The following is an 18,602-nucleotide window of genomic DNA, read 5'->3' on the forward strand; positions in this document are numbered from 1 at the left end:
TGCTTGAGCGGTCGCAGGGGGCTCAGCGGGTGCCCAGTTGACCTGTTGTCCTGACATATGGGTTCCGGGCGGGGCTTCACAAGACGGCGTATTCGGTCAAGATCTCGAACCGGGTCGTAAACGGAACCTGCGTCCGGTTACGCTCGTGGCATGCATGCCTGGCCCGCTTCTGAGGTCCCCGCCCTGCCTGGCAAGGGCCGCGACCTCCAGATCCACGACACCGCGACCAACGGGTTGATCACCCTCGACCCCGGTCCCGTCGCCCGTATCTACGTGTGCGGCATCACGCCGTACGACGCGACCCACATGGGGCACGCGGCGACCTACAACGCGTTCGACCTCGTACAGCGCGTGTGGCTCGACACCAAGAGGCAGGTCCACTACGTCCAGAACGTCACGGACGTCGACGACCCGCTCCTGGAGCGCGCGATCCGCGACGGCATCGACTGGACCGGCCTCGCCGAGCGCGAGACCGCCCTCTTCCGCGAGGACATGACCGCCCTGCGGATGCTGCCCCCGCAGCAGTACGTGGGCGCGGTCGAAGCCATTCCCGGCATCGTGCCGCTCGTCGAGCGGCTGCGGGACTCGGGCGCCGCGTACGAGCTGGACGGAGACATCTACTTCTCCGTCGAGGCCGACCCGCACTTCGGCGAGGTCTCCCGGCTCGACGCGGAAGCGATGCGGATCCTCTCCGCGGAGCGCGGCGGCGACCCCGAGCGCCCCGGCAAGAAGAACCCCCTCGACCCGATGCTGTGGATGGCGGCCCGCGAGGGCGAGCCCAGCTGGGACGGCGCGTCGCTGGGCGCCGGACGTCCCGGCTGGCACATCGAGTGCGTCGCCATCGCCCTGGAGCACCTGGGCATGGGCTTCGACGTGCAGGGCGGCGGTTCCGACCTCGCCTTCCCGCACCACGAGATGGGCGCCTCGCACGCGCAGGCGCTGACCGGCGAGCACCCCTTCGCGAAGGCGTACGTGCACGCGGGCATGGTCGGCCTGGACGGCGAGAAGATGTCGAAGTCGCGCGGCAACCTGGTCTTCGTCTCGGCCCTGCGCCGCGAGGGCGTCGACCCGGCGGCGATCCGCCTGGCCCTCCTCTCGCACCACTACCGCTCCGACTGGGAATGGACCGACCAGGTCCTCGCGGACGCGGTGGCCCGCCTGGGCCGCTGGCGCGCGGCGGTGTCACGGCCGGACGGTCCTTCGGCGGAGGCGGTCGTGGAGGAGATGCGGGTGGCGCTGGCGAACGACCTGGACGCGCCTGCCGCCTTGCTCGCGGTGGACCGGTGGGCGGAGCTGCAGGCTTCCGCCGGGGGTGCGGAGGAAGGGGCGCCGGGAGTGGTCTCTCGGGCAGTGGACGCACTGCTCGGGGTCGCGCTCTAGGAATGTGTGGGAGGGGCGGTCGCGAGCGTGTGCGGCCGTGAGGGGGCGTGCTCCGCGTGGGGGCCGCCCCCTTGCCCACCCTTCCCCAAGCTCTTAAGGAGCAGGGGAGACCCCACTGCCCCCGGGGGGCGGCCCCGCTGCCCAAGGAGGCTGGGGCGGGTTCACTGCCCAAGGGGGCTAGGGGGCAGGCTTTTAGGGGCGCGGGGAACTGCGCGATCAGCCACGACGTACCCGCGCGAAGACCACCCGCCCGTGCACCCGCGCGATGACGACCCCCGCCCCGCGCTGTGCTGCGGAAGTCCACGTATGTTCCGCGTAAGTCCATGGTCCCGCCCGCCGCCCACGCGCTAGTACGGCGGGATGAGATCACCAACTCGCCTCAGAGCCGCGGCCCTTGCCGCCCTGCTCGGGCTGGCCTTCGGGTTCGCCGGGCCCGCCTCCGGTGCGGAGAGCGCCGCTGCCGCCCCCGCCGACACCACCGTCGGCGACCTCACCGGCTTCGAGGCAGGACCCGCCGCCTCGTACCGCCTCCACGCGGGCAGCGCCGAGGCCCGCGTCAGTTTCGTCTCCGACGAGACGTTCCGGATCGAGCTCGCGCCGGACGGGAGGTTCACCGACCCGACCGGTCAGGACATCGTCCTGCCGCAGGGCGACAAGCCGCCCAGGACCCGCTGGAGCGACAAGGGCGACCGCTATGAGCTGAGCACCTCCAAGCTCACCCTGCGCGCCTACAAGAGCCCGCTGCGCTTCGCCCTCCACCGTGCCGACGGCACCCGGGTCTGGGCCGAGTCCAAGGGGCTGAGCTGGGGCAGGGGCGCCGACGGCAAGGACACGACCACGCAGACCCTCGCACCCCGCGCCGACGAGCAGTTCTACGGTGCCGGAATGCAGAACGGCCGCGGCAACACCTCGCACCGCGGCAAGAAGGTCGAGGTCGGCGTCGACTACAACTGGGACGACGGCGGCCACCCCAACTCCGTGCCGTTCTACCTCTCCACGGCCGGCTACGGCGTCTACCGCAACACCTACGCCCCCAACACGTACGACTTCGGCTCGGCCGGACCCGCGGTCACCACCGCCGCCAAGGAGCAGCGCTTCGACGCGTACTACTTCGCGGGGGAGGGGAAGGACGCGGCCAAGGACGTCATCGGGCAGTACACCAAGCTGACCGGCAAGCCCTTCCTGCCGCCGATCTACGGCATGGAGATCGGCGACGCGGACTGCTACCTGCACAACGCCAACCGCGGCGAGCGCCGCACGCTCGCCGACTCCCTCAAGGTCGCCGACGGCTACGTCGAGAACGACATGCCCAACGGGTGGATGCTCGTCAACGACGGCTACGGCTGCGGCTACGAGGACCTCGCCGAGACCGCGAAGGGGCTGCAGGACCGCAAGATGCAGCTCGGCCTGTGGACCGAGGACGGCATCGACAAGCTCGCCGACCAGGTGAAGGCGGGACAGCGCGTCGCCAAGCTGGACGTCGCCTGGGTCGGCGACGGCTACAAGTTCGCCCTCGACGGCTGCAAGGACGCCCACAAGGGCATCGAAGCCAACAGCGACGCCCGCGGTTTCACCTGGGCCCCGGAGAGCTGGGCGGGCGCCCAGCGCTGCGGCGTGCAGTGGTCCGGCGACCAGTCGGGCAGCTGGGAGTACATCCGCTGGCAGATCCCGACCTATGCCGGATCGACCATGTCCGGGCTCGCCTACACCACCGGCGACGTCGACGGCATCTTCGGCGGCAGCGCCAAGACGTACACCCGTGACCTCCAGTGGAAGATGTTCCTCGGCACGACCATGACGATGGACGGCTGGGCCGCCAACGACAAGCAGCCCTTCCGCTACGGGGAGCCGTACACCTCCATCAACCGCGACTACCTCAAGCTGAAGGAGTCGCTGCTGCCCTACCAGTACTCGTACGCCCACGAGGCCACCAAGTCCGGTGTGGGCATGGTGCGTCCGCTGGCGCTGGAGTACCCGGAAGACCCGAAGGCCGGCACCGACGCCGCCAAGTACGAGTTCATGTCGGGCGAGGACTTCCTCGTCGCACCCGTGTACCAGGACAGCGCCGAACGCGACGGGATCTACCTCCCCAAGGGGACCTGGGTCGACTACTGGAGCGGCCGCCTCTATGAGGGGCCCACGACCGTCGACAACCACAGCGCTCCCCTCGACACCCTCCCGCTGTTCGTGAAGGCGGGCGCCAGCGTGCCGATGTGGCCGGGCATCCGCTCGTACGCGGACCGGACCGCGGACTCCCCGCTCGCCTGGGACGTCTACCCGCAGGGCAAGTCCTCCTTCACCCTCTATGAGGACGACGGCGTGACCCGCCAGCACCGGACCGGGAAGTACGCCACCCAGCGCGCCGACGTCGAGGCCCCGCGCCGCGGCGAGGGCGACGTGAGCATCCGGATCGGCGCGAGCAAGGGCGACTTCCGGGGCAAGCAGACCAAGCGGCCCTACGCCTTCACCGTCCACACCAACTCCGCACCGGACGAGGTCGAACTCGGCGGGCGCGAACTGCCGCGGCTGAAGAGCAGGTCGGCGTACGACAAGGCCGTACAGGGCTGGTGGTACGACCAGGACGACCGCGGCGGAGTCGTCAGGGTGAAGACCGCACCGCTGCGCACCGACCGGGCCTTCGAGCTGGAACTGGCCGACACGAGCGCGGTGGGCGGCTCCGACGCCGGTGCGGCCGCCGCCGTGGCAGCCGCCCCCGGGCAGGAGCTGGGCGCGGGCGTCGCGGGGAAGGCCGCCGTCGACGTGACGGCGGGCAGGCGCGACGCCACCGGTGTCACCGTCTCGCTGGACGCCCCGGCGGGCTGGCAGGTCACCCCTGTCACCGTCGGCCGGATCCCGGCAGGCACGACGCACCGGGTCGAGGTCGCCGTCACCCCGCCCAAGGACGCCGGAGTGGGCGACACCACGCTCACCGCGACCGCCCGCTACCGTGCGGCCGGCCAGGACCGCACCGCGGTGCAGCGCTTCGGGGCTTCCGTGATGCCCCCGCCGCCGACGGCCGCCACCTGGGCGAGCGACATGGTGTGGCTGAAGTCCGCCAACGGCTACGGTCCGCCCGAACGCGACCGCAGCAACGGCGAATCGGGCGCGACGGACGGCAAGAGGATCACCCTCGCGGGGAAGACGTACGACAAGGGCATCGGCACGCACGCCGACTCCGACATCGAGGTCTACACGGGCGGCCGGTGCACCGCGTTCACCGCCGACGCCGGCATCGACGACGAGATCAACGGCTACGGCGAGGTGGCCTTCTCCGTCGAGGCGGACGGCACGGTGCTCTGGACCTCGCCCAAGGTGACGGGCGCCTCCGCGACCGTCCCGGTGGACGTGCGGCTGGACGGCGCCCGGCACGTGCGCCTGAAGGTCACCGACACCAACGGCTCCAAGTCGGGCGACCACGCCGACTGGGCGGCGGCCCGGTTCAGCTGCGCCTGAACCTCATGAGCACGGAGTGAGCACGGAGTGAGCACGGAGTGAGCATGGAAGCGGCGCCGGGCGGGGGGAGAATCCACCGCCCGGCGCCGCCGGTCTGTGCAGGGAACCTGCTTCGTGACGACTACTTCCTGACGACTGCTTCGTGGCGACTACTTCGTGACGACGATCGCCTTCAGGATCGTCGGGGTCTGGTCGTCGTAGAAGCCGATGACCCGGTGCCCGAACGCGAACGCGCGCTGGACCGCGTCGTGCACGATCTGGCTCGGGTTGACCAGCTGGCGCCAGGCGTTGTCGACGAGCAGGTACAGGATCGGCGGCTGGCCCGGCAGGGGCTGTACGACGTCCCAGTACTGCGTGGCGGTGTTGCTCTTGATGACCTGCTGCTCCAGGCCCAGCTGCCCGAACTGCTGCTGGCCCTGCTGGCCCTGCTGGCCCTGCTGGCCCTGCTGGCCCTGGCCGAGCTGCTGCAGCAACTGCTGGTACGGCTGCTGCTGGCCGAGCTGCTGGAGCTGCTGCTGCATGTACTGCGGAACCTGCTGCTGCCCGAACTGCTGGGGCGGCGGTGGGGCGGTGCTGTCAGAACCCTGCTGGTGGCCCTGGAGGCCCTGGCCGAACTGCTGCTGGCCGTAGCTCTGCCCGTAACTCTGGCCCTGCATCTGCGGGGTGGTGCTCATGCTGTGCCACCTTCCGTCGTTGCGTCGCTCTGTGGGCGTTCGTTTCAGCCGGTGACGACGAGACCGACGATCTCCTCGTCCGAGAACCACACGCGTACGTCCGGCCGGCCCCCCGCGAAGGCGGCGTGCACCGCCTGGCGGATGTCGGGGGCCGGGTCGTTCAGGTTGCGCCAAGCGCCCGCCACGAACAGCCGCAGCCGCGGCGGGAGTTCACGGGGGTACGGGAGCAGTTCGTCCCAGTACCGTTCGGCCTGTCCGGTGCCCACCGCGGACGGCAGCAGCCGGGTGATCGCGGACTTGATGTCGGGCCGGTTGCCGATCCGCTGCGAGGACGGCCGGCCGGGCGCGTCCTGCTGCGGGGAACCCGTCGCCCGCAGCACCTCGCGGGCCCGCTGCGGGCTCATCGGCCCCAGGTTCGCCGCTTTGAGGATGCCCTGCAGCGAGGCCAGCGCACCGACCACCACCGGCGAGGCCGACGACGTGCCGGAGAAGGTGTCGGTGTACCAGGCGATCTCCTCGGCGCCGCCCTGGAGGTCGCCCGCGCGGTCCCAGGAGCCGCCCGTGGTGGTGGTCTCCCGGCCCCAGCCCTGGGCATCGATGCGCGCTCCGTAGTTCGAGAACGCGAGCCGCGACCGGTCAGGACCGTGATCGCGGCCGTGCGTCCCGGGCGGGGGAGCGCCCGCACCCACCAGAACGGCCCCCGAGGACCCGTGCGACGGGTTGAAGGGATTGCGCCACTGCTCGGGGAACTCGTCCGGCCTGCGCTCGTACAGGGCGTCGTCCAGGCTCTCCGCGCCGTTGCCGGCCGGCTCCACGACGATGACGCCCCGCGAGGTCGCCCAGCGGATCGCCGCCAGGTCGTCCGGCCACCACTCCAGCGCGATGTAGCCGCGCTGGTCGTCGCGCTCGGCGAAGTCGAACCGCGGTCCTGGCCGGTGCAGTTCGATCAGCACGAGGTCACCGGGGGAGAGGCGGGCGGCCGCCGCCTGGATCGTCGCCGCAGTGCCGAGCCCCCTGAAGGACGCCGCCGCGGTGTGGGCCTGCGGGGCGATGCCCGTGATGCCGCGCTCGTTGCGGTCGCCGCCGATCACGCCGAGGACGGCCGTCCCGTGGTTGCGCCAGGCCAGGTCCTGCACGGGGGTGCCGATGACGACACCGGCGAGCCGGTCCGCCAGATCCTCGTGCCCCAACTGCCAGGCGCCCTCGATGTCGATGACCGAGACGCCCTCGCCTGAACCGCCGGGCCTGGCCCACGCCCACTGGGCGTCGATGCCCTCGGGGGCGGGCCGCAGATAGCCCTGCCGGCCGGTGAAGTCGGGAGTCGCGGGCGCACCCTCTTTGAGGCGCTTGGCCTCCTCCGGATACGACTGCCCCGGATACGACTGCTGCGGGTACGAGGCCGGTACCGCGCCGGGCTTCACGTACGCCGTCTCGATGCCGGGCAGCGCCGCCAGCCGCGCGGTCAGCTCGCGCGCCCGGTCCTCCGCGCCCCGTACACGGTAGAAGAGCGACAGCTCCTCGTCCTCGCGGGCCGCGTTCGTGTGCCGCTCCTCGTGGCCGAACAGCGGCTCCAGCACGAGCTGTTCGTCGCTCAGAAACATGTTCAGGGCCGATACGTCCGAGCCCACAGCCGACCGGACGCCCTCGGCCCCGGCCCGCAGCCGGGCCTCGCCGAGTGCGACGACGATCAGCTCCGGCTCGGCGTCCTGGTAGGTGAATCCCGCTCCGCCGGGACCAGGACCCGGTGTTCCGGGGCCTTCTCCGGGGTGTACCTGATCGGTCATCGCTTCCACCGCTCCCCTCGGGTGCCGTGCGTTGCGTGCCATCGGTCTCTACGGATCCTCGGTGGCCCACATTGCTACCGCCTCGCCGATCCGTCCACCCGAATCACGCCAACTGCGTTTGAACAAAAGCGGAATAGGGAACCCCGGTCAATTCGGCACAGAGAAGCAGGAACAGAGTAAGGAGCACAGACAGAGCGCAGACGAGAGGGGCGGCGCCTTCTCAGGCACCGCCCCTCACCGGTCACTCGCCGGTCACTCCCCGCCGCCCCCGGAATCGCCCGGGGGCGCACCGTCGTCGCCACCACCACCGTCGTCCCCGCCGTCGGACTCCTCGTCCGTGCCCGTACGGGGCTTCTTCGGCGGCCGGGTCCGGCCTCCGGCGGTGTCGCGCAGGTACGCACCGCCGGCGGACGCGTCACCGCCGTCCGTCGCGTGGCTGGGACCGCCGGGCCCCGCGCCCGCGCCGCCGGGACCGGCACCCGGATCGCGGCGCCGCAGATACCGCTCGAACTCGCGGGCGATGGCCTCGCCCGAGGCCTCCGGAAGATCGGCGGTGTCCCGCGCCTCCTCCAGCGACTGCACGTACTCCGCGACTTCGCTGTCCTCCGCCGCCAGTTGGTCCACGCCGACCTGCCAGGCCCGCGCGTCCTCGGGCAGCTCACCGAGCGGGATGCGCAGCCCGATGAGGTCCTCCAGCCGGTTCAGCAGGGCCAGCGTCGCCTTCGGGTTCGGCGGCTGCGACACGTAGTGCGGCACCGCGGCCCACAGACTCACCGCGGGCACTCCCGCGTGCGTGCACGCCTCCTGGAGGATGCCGACGATGCCCGTGGGGCCCTCGTACCGCGTCTCCTCAAGATCCATCGTCCGTGCCAGGTCGGGGTCGGAGGTGACCCCGCTGACCGGAACCGGCCGGGTGTGCGGGGTGTCGCCGAGCAGTGCGCCCAGGATCACCACCATCTCCACACCCAGTTCGTGCGCGAAGCCCAGAATCTCGTTGCAGAACGAGCGCCACCTCATGGAGGGCTCGATTCCGCGCACCAGCACCAGGTCGCGCGGCTTCTCGCCACCGGTGCGGATCACCGAGAGCCGGGTCGTCGGCCAGGTGACCTTCCGTACGCCGTTCTCCAGGAAGACGGTGGGACGGTTGACCTGAAAGTCGTAGTAGTCCTCGGCGTCGAGCGCCGCGAACACCTCGCCCTTCCACTCCCGGTCCAGGTGTGCGACCGCTGCGGAGGCGGCGTCACCAGCGTCGTTCCAGCCTTCGAACGCGGCCACCATGACCGGGTCGACCAGCTCGGGAACCCCGTCGAGCTCGATCACCCAGCGCCTCCTTCATCCGTCTTCATACGACGTTTCCCCCGTCCAGTTCCCTCACTTAAGCATGCGGGAAGCGTGCCCTCCGGGCACGGAATCAATCGAAATCGGCCAGATCAGAGACGTCGGATCTTCGTTGTTGGCCGAGTCCTGGCCCGAGTCTGAGCCATGGTCCGAGTCCGAGCCATGGCCCGAGCCCGGGTCCGGCTTCCACCGCGCGGACCCACCGCTACAGCGTGGACCGCAGCCACTGCTCCACGCTCGCGATGTGCACCGTCGCCCACGACTTGGCCGCCTCGGCGTCCCTGGCCCGCAGCGCGCCCAGGATCGCCCGGTGCTCGTGCAGCGTGCGGGTGATCGCGTCCTCCTGGGTGAGTCCGCGCCAGATCCGGGCCCTGGTGGTCGGCCCGGACAGCCCGTCGAGCAGCGAGCAGAGCACCGAGTTCCCCGAACCCCGCACGATCGACCGGTGGAACTCCAGGTCGGCAGCGACCAGTTCCTCCACCGAGGGGGCCGGACCCAGCGCCGTCAGCTGCTCCTCCAGCGTGTCCAGCTCGGCCTCTTCGATGTGCAGGCAGGCCATCGCCGTCGCGGCGGGCTCCAGGATCCTCCGTACGGCCAGGAACTCCAGCACGGTGTCGTCGCGGTGGAAGTCCACCACGAAGCTCACCGCCTCCAGGAGGAGCTGCGGATCGAGACTGGTGACGTACGTGCCGTCGCCCTGCCGCACGTCCAGGATCCGGATCAGCGACAGTGCCCGCACCGCCTCGCGCAGGGAGTTGCGCGACAGGCCGAGCTCGGCGGCGAGCTCGCTCTCCTTGGGCAGCCGGTCGCCGGGGCGCAGCGCACCCGAGACGATCATGGCCTTGATGCGTTCGATGGCCTCGTCGGTGACGGCCATGGGCTTCCTCCTGCTCCCCGCCCGGCCCACCGCCAGACATCCGACCAATGGTCGCACGGCGGACCAAGGGCCAGGAACGACGGCGGGCGGGCCCGGAACACGGCGGCGGCCCGCCTCGTGGAGCGGCGGCGGGCGGGCTCCGGAAAGCGCCGCCCGCCGCCGTGCGGTGGCCCCGGGAGAGGCCCGTACCGCTCGGCCGCCTATGCCTCGCGGCTCAGCACCCGCTCGACCTTCGCCCGTACGTCGTCCGTCGCCAGGCCCCGGATCGTCAGGGTGGTGCGGCGGCGCAGCACGTCGTCCGCGGTCTCCGCCCACTCGTGGTCGCGCGCGTACACGACCTGCGCCCAGATCTCCGGGGCGTCCGGGTGGATGCGCTCGGCCAGTGCCGGGTTCTCACTCGCCAGGCGCGCGATGTCGAAGGACAGCGAGCCGTAGTGCGTGGCCAGGTGGCGGGCGGTCTCCGGGGACATCCGGGGGCCGGGGGTGCCGCCGTCGACCAGCAGCCGGTGCGCGACCGCGTTCGGGTTGGAGATGCCCGGCAGCGGAAGCTTCCTGGGCAGGTGCGAGATCGGCTCCATGTCCTCGCCCAGCGGGTGGCCGGGGAGGGCGGCGAGCTTGTTCATGACCGTGCGGCCGATGTGGCGGAAAGTCGTCCACTTGCCGCCGGCCACCGACAGCATGCCGCCGCGGCCCTCGGTGACGACCGTCTCGCGCTTGGCCTTCGAGGTGTCGCCGGGCCCGCCGGGCAGCACCCGCAGACCCGCGAAGGAGTACGTGATCAGGTCGCGCGAGAGCTGCTGGTCGCGGATCGAGAACGCGGCCTCGTCGAGGATCTGCGTGATGTCCTTCTCGTTCACGCTGACGTCCGCGGGGTCGCCCTCGTACTCCTCGTCGGTGGTGCCGAGCAGGAGCTGGTCCTCCCACGGCAGCGCGAAGGTGATCCGGTACTTGTCGATCGGCGTCGCCAGCGCGGCGTTCCACGGCGACGTCCTCTTGAGGACGAGGTGCGCGCCCTTGGAGAGGCGGATGGAGGGCGCCGAGTTGGGGTCCTCCAGCTTGCGCAGGTGGTCCACCCACGGGCCGGTCGCGTTCAGCACCAGACGGGCGTCGACGCCGAACTCCGTACCGTCCATGCGGTCCTTGAGCTCCGCGCCCGTCACCCGGCCGTGCGTGAAGCGCAGCCCGGTCACCTCGGCGTGGTTGAGGACGGTCGCCCCGGCCTCGACGGCCGCGCGGACCGTCATCAGGGCCATCCGCGAGTCGTTCATCTGGTCGTCGCCGTAGACCGCGACGGCCTTCAGGTTGTCCGTGCGCAGCTCGGGGACGTCACGGGCCGCCTTCGACGGCGAGATGACGTGACCGACACCGTCACCGAAGGCGGACAGCGCGGAGTAGGCGAAGACGCCCGCACCGAGCTTGGCCGCGCCGTGCGGGCCGCCCTTGTAGACGGGGAGGTAGAAGGTCAGCGGGTTGGCCAGGTGCGGAGCCACGTCGCGGGAGACCGCACGCCGCTCGAAGTGGTTCTCCGCCACCAGCTTGACCGCACCGGTCTGCAGGTAGCGCAGACCGCCGTGCAGCAGCTTGGAGGAGGCGGAGGAGGTGGCGCCGGCGAAGTCGCCGGCGTCCACCAGCGCCACCCGCAGCCCGGACTGTGCGGCGTGCCAGGCGGTGGAGATGCCCAGGATGCCACCGCCGATCACCAGGAGGTCGTACGTCGCCTTGGAAAGCCGCTCCCGGGTCTCGGCGCGGCTCGCTGTGGAACCGTCGGCCGGTCGCATCCCGGGGGCCGGGACGCTCTGCAGGGTGGTCATGTCGCTTGCTCCTCTTCAGATCTCTGTTTCAGATCTACTTCTGCGGATCGCGGCGGATCCCTGTCGATCCGCCGCGGATCGCCTCAGACTTCTTCGTCGTCGAGCCAGCCCATGGAGCGCTCGACGGCCTTGAGCCAGTTCTTGTACTCGCGGTCCCGCTGGGCGTCGTCCATGCGGGGGGTCCACTCGGCGGCCCGGCGCCAGTTGGCGCGCAGCTCGTCGGTGCCGGACCAGAAGCCGACCGCGAGGCCGGCCGCGTAGGCAGCGCCCAGACACGTGGTCTCGGCGACCATCGGACGGACGACGGGCGCGTCCAGGAAGTCCGACAGGGTCTGCATCAGCAGGTTGTTGGAGGTCATGCCGCCGTCGACCTTGAGGGCGGTCAGCTCGACGCCGGAGTCCTTGGTCATGGCGTCGGTGATCTCACGGGTCTGCCACGCGGTCGCCTCCAGGACGGCGCGTGCGATGTGCGCCTTGGTGACGTACCGGGTGAGACCGGCGATCACGCCGCGGGCGTCGGAGCGCCAGTACGGGGCGAACAGACCGGAGAACGCGGGCACGAAGTACGCGCCGCCGTTGTCCTCGACGCTGGAGGCCAGCGTCTCGATCTCGGCCGCGGTCTTGATCATGCCCATCTGGTCGCGCATCCACTGCACCAGCGAACCGGTGACGGCGATCGAGCCTTCGAGCGCGTAGACCGGCTTCTGGTCGCCGATCTGGTAGCCGACGGTCGTCAGCAGGCCGTTGTACGAGTTGACGGGCTCCTCGCCGGTGTTCATCAGCATGAACGTGCCGGTGCCGTACGTCGACTTGGCCTCGCCCTCGGAGAAGCAGGTCTGGCCGAACAGCGCCGCCTGCTGGTCACCGAGCGCGGACGCGACCGGCACACCCGCCAGCACACCGGAAGCGGCAGTTCCGTACACCTCGGCGGAGGACCTGATCTCCGGGAGGACGGCGGCCGGGATGTCCATGGACGTCAGGATCTTGTCGTCCCAGGCCATCGTGTGCAGGTTCATCAAGAGGGTGCGCGAGGCGTTGGTGACGTCGGTGACGTGCACACCGCCGTTGACACCGCCGGTGAGGTTCCAGATGACCCAGGAGTCCATGGTGCCGAAGAGGATCTCGCCGCGCTCGGCGCGCTCGCGCAGGCCCTCGACGTTGTCGAGCAGCCAGCGGATCTTCGGTCCCGCGAAGTACGAGGCCAGCGGGAGGCCGGTCTCGCGGCGGAAGCGGTCCTGGCCGACGTTGCGGCCGAGCTCCTTGCACAGGGCGTCGGTGCGGGTGTCCTGCCAGACGATGGCGTTGTGGACGGGCTCACCGGTCGTCCTGTCCCACATCATCGTGGTCTCGCGCTGGTTGGTGATGCCGATCGCCTTGACGTCGGCGGCGGAGATGCCCGCCTTCACGACCGCCCCCGCGACGACCTCCTGGACGTTCTCCCAGATCTCGGTCGCGTCGTGCTCGACCCAGCCCGGCTTCGGGAAGATCTGCTCGTGCTCCTTCTGGTCGACCGAGACGATCCGGCCGTCCTTGTCGAAGACGATGCAGCGGCTGGAGGTGGTGCCCTGGTCGATGGCCGCGATGAACGGTCCGGTGGTGTGTGCGTCGCTCACGGTGTGCTCCTCGAAGTCTTGTGTCGTACGTCTCGTGCCGTACGGATCGGCTGGGCCGGCCCCGTTACCGGGCCGGATCGGCAGCTTGCCGGATCAGGCGAAGGCAAGCTGGTAGATCCCGCCCGCGATCGCGCCGCCGAGCAGCGGACCGACCACGGGGATCCAGGCGTAGCTCCAGTCCGAACCGCCCTTGTTGGGCAGCGGGAGCAGTGCGTGCACGATGCGCGGACCGAGGTCACGGACCGGGTTGATGGCGTATCCAGTCGGACCGCCGAGGGACAGACCGATGCCGACGACGACGAACGCGGTGATCATCGCGCCCATCACCCCGGGGCCCTTCGGGTCCTCGGGAGACACGCCGGGAATCATCGACTGGGTGAGGATCGCCAGTACCAGCACGACGGTGGCGATGACCTCGGTGACCAGGTTCTGCGCGGCGTTGCGGATCTCGGGCGAGGTGAAGAAGACTCCGTGCACCTGGCCCGGGTTCGCGCTCTTCAGCTCGACAGCCCCGGGGTCGGTGAGGTGGGCGCGGAACTGGCCCGCGTACGTCGCCCACACCAGCAGCGCACCGATCATCGCGCCCAGCAGCTGACCGGCGAAGTAGACCGGGGTGTCGCCCCAGGGCGTCACGCCCTTGATCGCGAGGCCGACCGTGACGGCCGGGTTCAGGTGGGCTCCGGAGAGACCGGCGGAGATGTACGCACCGGTCAGCACCGCGAAGCCCCACCCGAAGGTGATGGCGACCCAGCCGGCGTTGAACGCCTTCGAGCGCTTGAGGGTGACCGCCGCACAGACGCCACCGCCCAGCAGGATGAGCACGGCGGTACCGATGGTCTCGCCGGTGAAGATGTCGAGGCTGGACACCCGCGACTCCTTTGTCCTTCGTCCAGGTTCAGACCCTCGATGAGGGCCCAGTCGGTTCCTGGCTTGTTCCCCACCCTAACTCTTATGCCGTTAGGTGTTCGACAATGCCGACCGATGAACGGCAGTTTTCACCCCTGTTACCAGCGCGTCAAGGGTTCTGTGACCGGCATCCCAGCGGGCTGCGGACCGGCCCCGACACCGCTCAGAACCGCCCGGCACCCAGATCCCGCGACACCGCGCGCGCACAGTCCCGTACCGCGGCCACCAGCTCGGGCTTCAACTCCCCGTCGGGCCGCACCCGTTCGACCGCACCCGTGATGCCCACCGCGCCCACCGGCATCCGCCGCCGGTCGTGAATGGGGGCCGCGATCGACGCCACGCCCTCCCAGGTCTCCTCCACGTCGGCGGCCCAGCCGCGCGCCCGGGTGAGATCGAGCACCTCCTCGAAGTGCTCCGCCGAAGTGAGGGTGTGCGCGGTGAACGACTCCCGGCCGGCCTCCACCGCCTCGGTGTGCGCCACCGGGTCGTACGCGGAGAGCACCTTGCCCAGCGCGGTGCTGTGCAGCGGCTGCATCGCCCCCACCTCAAGCACCTGGCGGCTGTCGTCGGGCCGGAAGACGTGGTGCACGATCAGCACGCCCTGCTGGTGCAGCACCCCCAGATAGACGCTCTCGCCGCTGGAACGCGCCAGATCGTCCGTCCACACCAGGGCGCGGGCGCGCAGCTCGTGCACGTCCAGGAAGCTGTTGCCGAGCCGCAGCAGCTCCGCGCCCAGCTGGTAACGGCCCGACGCCGGGTCCTGCTCGACGAAGCCCTCGTGCTGCAGGGTGCGCAGAATGCCGTGCGCGGTGCCCTTGGCAAGACCCAGCGCGGCCGCCACCTCCGTCAGGCCCAGCCGCCGCTCGCCGCCCGCGAGCAGCCGCAGCATCGCGGCCGCCCGCTCCAGCGACTGGATATTGCGAGCCATCGCCCGATCACCTCTCCACTGGGAATCCGAGAAGTCCCACAGTTCAACAGTCCAAAAGAGCCGATGTTCGGCAATGCTGAACAGTATCGGCCGTTGCCGACCCCTGTCACCGAGGCGTCACCCACTCGGGCCACCGTCTCCAGCGCCGCCCTACTGTCCGCCGACCGGGACACCTGCAGACTCCTGGGACCGGCCCCGCTACCCTGACCGGGTGCGCCCGCCACCTGGGCGGGTGCAAAGCCGACAGCCGTCGCAACCCTGGGAGCACATCCATGGCCTCGTTGCCGAACTCCACGCCCGACGCCCGCACCCGAGTCGAAGCCCTCCGGGAGGCACTCGCCACCCGCGTAGTGGTGGCCGACGGCGCGATGGGCACGATGCTCCAGGCACAGGACCCCACCCTCGAAGACTTCCAGGATCTCGAAGGCTGCAACGAGATCCTGAACCTGACGCGCCCGGACATCGTCCGCAACGTGCACAAGGAGTACTTCGCGGTCGGCGTGGACTGCGTGGAGACCAACACCTTCGGCGCCAACCACTCCGCCGCCAACGAATACGACATCGCCGACCGCATCGTCGAACTCTCCGAGTCCGGCGCCCGCATCGCCCGCGAGGTCGCCGACGAGTTCGCCGCGCAGGACGGCCGCACCCGCTGGGTCCTCGGCTCCGTGGGCCCCGGCACCAAGCTGCCCTCGCTCGGCCACATCACCTACGACGTCATCCGCGACGGCTACCAGCAGAACGCCGAGGGCCTCCTCACCGGCGGCGCCGACGCCCTGATCGTGGAGACCACGCAGGACCTCCTGCAGACCAAGTCCAGCCTCATCGGCGCCCGCAGGGCCATGGAGGCCCTCGGCATCGACGTGCCGCTGATCTGCTCGCTCGCCTTCGAGACGACCGGCGTCATGCTGCTGGGCTCCGAGATCGGCGCGGCACTCACCGCCCTGGAACCCCTCGGCATCGACCTCATCGGCCTCAACTGCTCGACGGGCCCCGCGGAGATGAGCGAGCACCTGCGCTACCTCGCCCGCCACTCCCGTACGCCCCTGATGTGCATGCCCAACGCCGGCCTGCCGGTCCTGACCAAGGCCGGCGCGCACTTCCCGCTCGGCCCCGAGGGCCTGGCCGACGCCCAGGAAGCCTTCGTCAACGACTACGGCCTGTCCCTGATCGGCGGCTGCTGCGGTACGACGCCCGAGCACCTGCGGCAGGTCGTCGACCGGGCCCGCGGTCTGACTCCCGCCGTCCGCGAACCGCGCCCCGAGCCGGGCGCCGCCTCCCTCTACCAGACCGTCCCGTTCCGCCAGGACACCTCGTACCTCGCCATCGGCGAGCGGACGAACGCCAACGGATCGAAGAAGTTCCGCGAGGCCATGCTGGACGCCCGCTGGGACGACTGCGTGGAGATGGCCCGCGACCAGATCCGCGAGGGCGCCCACATGCTCGACCTCTGCGTCGACTACGTGGGCCGCGACGGCGTCGCCGACATGAAGGAACTCGCCGGCCGCTTCGCCACCGCCTCCACCCTCCCCATCGTCCTGGACTCCACCGAACTCCCCGTCCTGAAGGCCGGCCTGGAGATGCTCGGCGGGCGCGCCGTCATCAACTCCGTCAACTACGAGGACGGCGACGGCCCCGAGTCCCGCTTCGCGAAGGTCACCGAGCTCGCCACCGAGCACGGCGCCGCACTGATCGCGCTGACCATCGACGAGGAGGGCCAGGCCCGCACCGTCGAGCACAAGGTCGCCATCGCCGAGCGCCTCATCAACGACCTGACCGGCAACTGGGGGGTGCAGGAGTCCGACATCCTCATCGACGTCCTCACCTTCACCATCTGCACCGGCCAGGAGGAGTCCAGGGGCGACGGCATCTCCACCATCGGGGCGATCCGCGAACTCAAGAAGCGCCACCCCGACGTCCAGACCACCCTGGGCCTCTCCAACATCTCCTTCGGCCTCAACCCGGCCGCCCGCGTCATCCTCAACTCCGTGTTCCTCGACGAGTGCGTCAAGGCCGGACTCGACTCCGCGATCGTGCATGCCTCCAAGATCCTGCCGATCGCCCGGCTGGAGGAGGAGCAGGTCAAGGTCGCTCTCGACCTGATCTACGACCGCCGCGCCGAGGGCTACGACCCCCTGCAGAAGCTCATGGAGCTCTTCGAGGGCGTCAACATGAAGTCGATGAAGGCGGGCCGCGCCGAGGAACTCATGGCGTTGCCGCTCGGCGAGCGCCTCCAGCGCCGCATCATCGACGGCGAGAAGAACGGCCTGGAGGCCGACCTCGACGAGGCCCTCACCGACACCCCCGCCCTCGACATCGTCAACAACACGCTGCTCGAAGGCATGAAGGTGGTCGGCGAGCTCTTCGGCTCCGGCCAGATGCAGCTGCCGTTCGTGCTCCAGTCCGCCGAGGTCATGAAGACCGCGGTGGCCTACCTGGAGCCGCACATGGAGAAGACCGACGACGACGGCAAGGGCACCATCGTGCTCGCCACCGTCCGCGGCGACGTTCACGACATCGGCAAGAACCTCGTCGACATCATCCTCTCCAACAACGGCTACAACGTCGTCAACCTGGGCATCAAGCAGCCCGTCTCCGCGATCCTGGAAGCCGCCGAGGAACACCGCGCCGACGTCATCGGCATGTCAGGACTGCTGGTCAAGTCCACGGTGATCATGAAGGAGAACCTGGAGGAGCTCAACCAGCGCAAGATGGCCGCCGACTTCCCCGTCATCCTGGGAGGCGCCGCCCTCACCCGCGCGTACGTCGAGCAGGACCTGCACGAGATCTACGAGGGCGAAGTACGGTACGCCCGCGACGCGTTCGAGGGCCTGCGCCTGATGGACGCCCTCATCGGGGTCAAGCGCGGCGTCCCCGGCGCCGTCCTCCCCGAACTCAAGCAGCGCCGCGTCCCCAAGCGGGACAACGTCGCGGTCCTGGAGGTCGAGGAGCCCGAGGGCTCGGTCCGCTCCGACACCCCCACCGACAACAAGATCCCCGAGCCGCCCTTCTGGGGCACCCGCGTCGTCAAGGGCATCCAGCTCAAGGAGTACGCCTCCTGGCTCGACGAGGGCGCCCTCTTCAAGGGCCAGTGGGGCCTCAAGGAGGCCCGCAAGGGCGGCCCCACCTACGAGGAGCTGGTGGAGAGCGAGGGCCGCCCGCACCTGCGCGGCTGGCTCGACAAGCTGCACACCGAAGGCCTCCTCGAAGCGGCCGTCGTCTACGGCTACTTCCCCTGCGTCTCCAAGGGCGACGACCTGATCCTCCTGCACGAGGACGGCTCCGAGCGCACCCGCTTCTCCTTCCCTCGCCAGCGCCGCGGCCGCCGCCTGTGCCTCGCGGACTTCTTCCGCCCCGAGGAGTCCGGCGAGGTCGACGTCGTCGGCCTCCAGGTCGTCACCGTGGGCTCGCGCATCGGCGAGGAGACCGCCAAGCTCTTCGAGGCCAACGCCTACCGCGACTACCTCGAACTGCACGGCCTCTCCGTCCAGTTGGCCGAGGCCATGGCCGAGTACTGGCACGCCCGGGTCCGCTCCGAGCTCGGCTTCGCCGGCGAGGACCCCAAGGACGTCGAGGACATGTTCGCCCTCAAGTACCGCGGTGCGCGCTTCTCGCTCGGCTACGGCGCCTGCCCCAACCTGGAGGACCGCGCCAAGATCGCCGAACTGCTCAAGCCCGAGCGGATCGGCGTCCACCTCTCCGAGGAGTTCCAGCTCCACCCCGAGCAGTCCACCGACGCGATCGTCATCCACCACCCGGACGCCACCTACTTCAACGCGCGTTAATCTGCGCGCAGCAATACAGGAACGCGTGTTCACCGGGCCGGACGTACACTGGT

Annotated in this window: 11 protein-coding genes; 3 read left to right on the plus strand and 8 right to left on the minus strand. The window is 70.3% G+C overall.

All coding sequences use genetic code 11. The features are described 5' to 3' along the window. The first annotated feature begins 150 nt into the window (after nt 1-150). Together mshC and ACH4SP_RS32065 are read left to right on the plus strand one after the other, a co-directional pair. Nucleotides 151-1,380, plus strand: coding sequence for a cysteine--1-D-myo-inosityl 2-amino-2-deoxy-alpha-D-glucopyranoside ligase (gene mshC / locus ACH4SP_RS32060; protein ID WP_398420052.1), 1,230 nt, complete (start codon nt 151-153; stop codon nt 1,378-1,380). Nucleotides 1,381-1,740: 360 nt separating this feature from the next. Beyond that, nucleotides 1,741-4,833, plus strand: coding sequence for an NPCBM/NEW2 domain-containing protein (locus tag ACH4SP_RS32065; RefSeq protein ID WP_398420054.1), 3,093 nt, complete (start codon nt 1,741-1,743; stop codon nt 4,831-4,833). A gap of 149 nt (nt 4,834-4,982) precedes the next feature. Here ACH4SP_RS32065 and ACH4SP_RS32070 read toward each other — a convergent pair whose 3' ends face one another. The 8 genes from ACH4SP_RS32070 to ACH4SP_RS32105 all read right to left on the minus strand — a co-directional run bounded on the left by ACH4SP_RS32070 (nt 4,983) and on the right by ACH4SP_RS32105 (nt 14,764). After that, nucleotides 4,983-5,507, minus strand: a complete 525-nt coding sequence (locus tag ACH4SP_RS32070) for a hypothetical protein (protein WP_398420056.1) — start codon at nt 5,505-5,507, stop codon at nt 4,983-4,985. A 44-nt stretch (nt 5,508-5,551) separates the two neighbouring features. After that, a complete protein-coding gene (locus ACH4SP_RS32075) occupies nt 5,552-7,291 on the minus strand; it encodes a S8 family peptidase (protein ID WP_398420058.1) in 1,740 nt (579 codons plus the stop codon). 252 nt (nt 7,292-7,543) lie between these two features. Further along, nucleotides 7,544-8,611, minus strand: coding sequence for a PAC2 family protein (locus tag ACH4SP_RS32080; protein ID WP_398420060.1), 1,068 nt, complete (start codon nt 8,609-8,611; stop codon nt 7,544-7,546). 223 nt (nt 8,612-8,834) lie between these two features. Next, nucleotides 8,835-9,506, minus strand: a complete 672-nt coding sequence (locus ACH4SP_RS32085) for a FadR/GntR family transcriptional regulator (protein WP_398420062.1) — start codon at nt 9,504-9,506, stop codon at nt 8,835-8,837. Between the two features lie 200 nt (nt 9,507-9,706). Continuing rightward, complete coding sequence (locus tag ACH4SP_RS32090) at nt 9,707-11,317, minus strand: FAD-dependent oxidoreductase (RefSeq protein ID WP_398420064.1); 1,611 nt, start codon at nt 11,315-11,317, stop codon at nt 9,707-9,709. Nucleotides 11,318-11,400: 83 nt separating this feature from the next. Next, on the minus strand, nt 11,401-12,930 hold the full coding sequence (glpK, locus tag ACH4SP_RS32095; RefSeq protein WP_398420065.1) for a glycerol kinase GlpK: 1,530 nt from the start codon (nt 12,928-12,930) through the stop codon (nt 11,401-11,403). A 93-nt stretch (nt 12,931-13,023) separates the two neighbouring features. Then, nucleotides 13,024-13,797: an MIP/aquaporin family protein gene (locus ACH4SP_RS32100; RefSeq protein ID WP_398420067.1), complete on the minus strand. Its 774-nt coding sequence runs from the start codon at nt 13,795-13,797 to the stop codon at nt 13,024-13,026. A gap of 202 nt (nt 13,798-13,999) precedes the next feature. Next, nucleotides 14,000-14,764 carry an IclR family transcriptional regulator gene (locus tag ACH4SP_RS32105; RefSeq protein ID WP_398420069.1) on the minus strand — a complete coding sequence of 255 codons (765 nt, stop codon included), beginning with the start codon at nt 14,762-14,764 and terminating at the stop codon, nt 14,000-14,002. A gap of 272 nt (nt 14,765-15,036) precedes the next feature. Between ACH4SP_RS32105 and metH the strand changes: the two genes are divergently transcribed. After that, the gene (metH, locus tag ACH4SP_RS32110; RefSeq protein ID WP_398420071.1) at nt 15,037-18,549 is read left to right on the plus strand and encodes a methionine synthase; all 3,513 of its coding nucleotides are present in this window, start codon (nt 15,037-15,039) and stop codon (nt 18,547-18,549) included. Nucleotides 18,550-18,602 lie beyond the last annotated feature (53 nt).

This window comes from Streptomyces sp. NPDC021093 (assembly GCF_044333135.1).
Classification (GTDB): Bacteria; Actinomycetota; Actinomycetes; order Streptomycetales; family Streptomycetaceae; genus Streptomyces.

What these genes read in the sequence shown, in the direction of transcription:
- ACH4SP_RS32070 (WP_398420056.1), bottom strand. Translation starts at nt 5,507, where the DNA reads ATGAGCACCACCCCGCAGATGCAGGGCCAGAGTTACGGGCAGAGCTAC.
- ACH4SP_RS32085 (WP_398420062.1), bottom strand. Translation starts at nt 9,506, where the DNA reads ATGGCCGTCACCGACGAGGCCATCGAACGCATCAAGGCCATGATCGTC.
- ACH4SP_RS32075 (WP_398420058.1), bottom strand. Translation starts at nt 7,291, where the DNA reads ATGACCGATCAGGTACACCCCGGAGAAGGCCCCGGAACACCGGGTCCT.
- ACH4SP_RS32090 (WP_398420064.1), bottom strand. Translation starts at nt 11,317, where the DNA reads ATGACCACCCTGCAGAGCGTCCCGGCCCCCGGGATGCGACCGGCCGAC.
- mshC (WP_398420052.1), top strand. Translation starts at nt 151, where the DNA reads ATGCATGCCTGGCCCGCTTCTGAGGTCCCCGCCCTGCCTGGCAAGGGC.
- ACH4SP_RS32105 (WP_398420069.1), bottom strand. Translation starts at nt 14,764, where the DNA reads ATGGCTCGCAATATCCAGTCGCTGGAGCGGGCGGCCGCGATGCTGCGG.
- metH (WP_398420071.1), top strand. Translation starts at nt 15,037, where the DNA reads ATGGCCTCGTTGCCGAACTCCACGCCCGACGCCCGCACCCGAGTCGAA.
- ACH4SP_RS32065 (WP_398420054.1), top strand. Translation starts at nt 1,741, where the DNA reads ATGAGATCACCAACTCGCCTCAGAGCCGCGGCCCTTGCCGCCCTGCTC.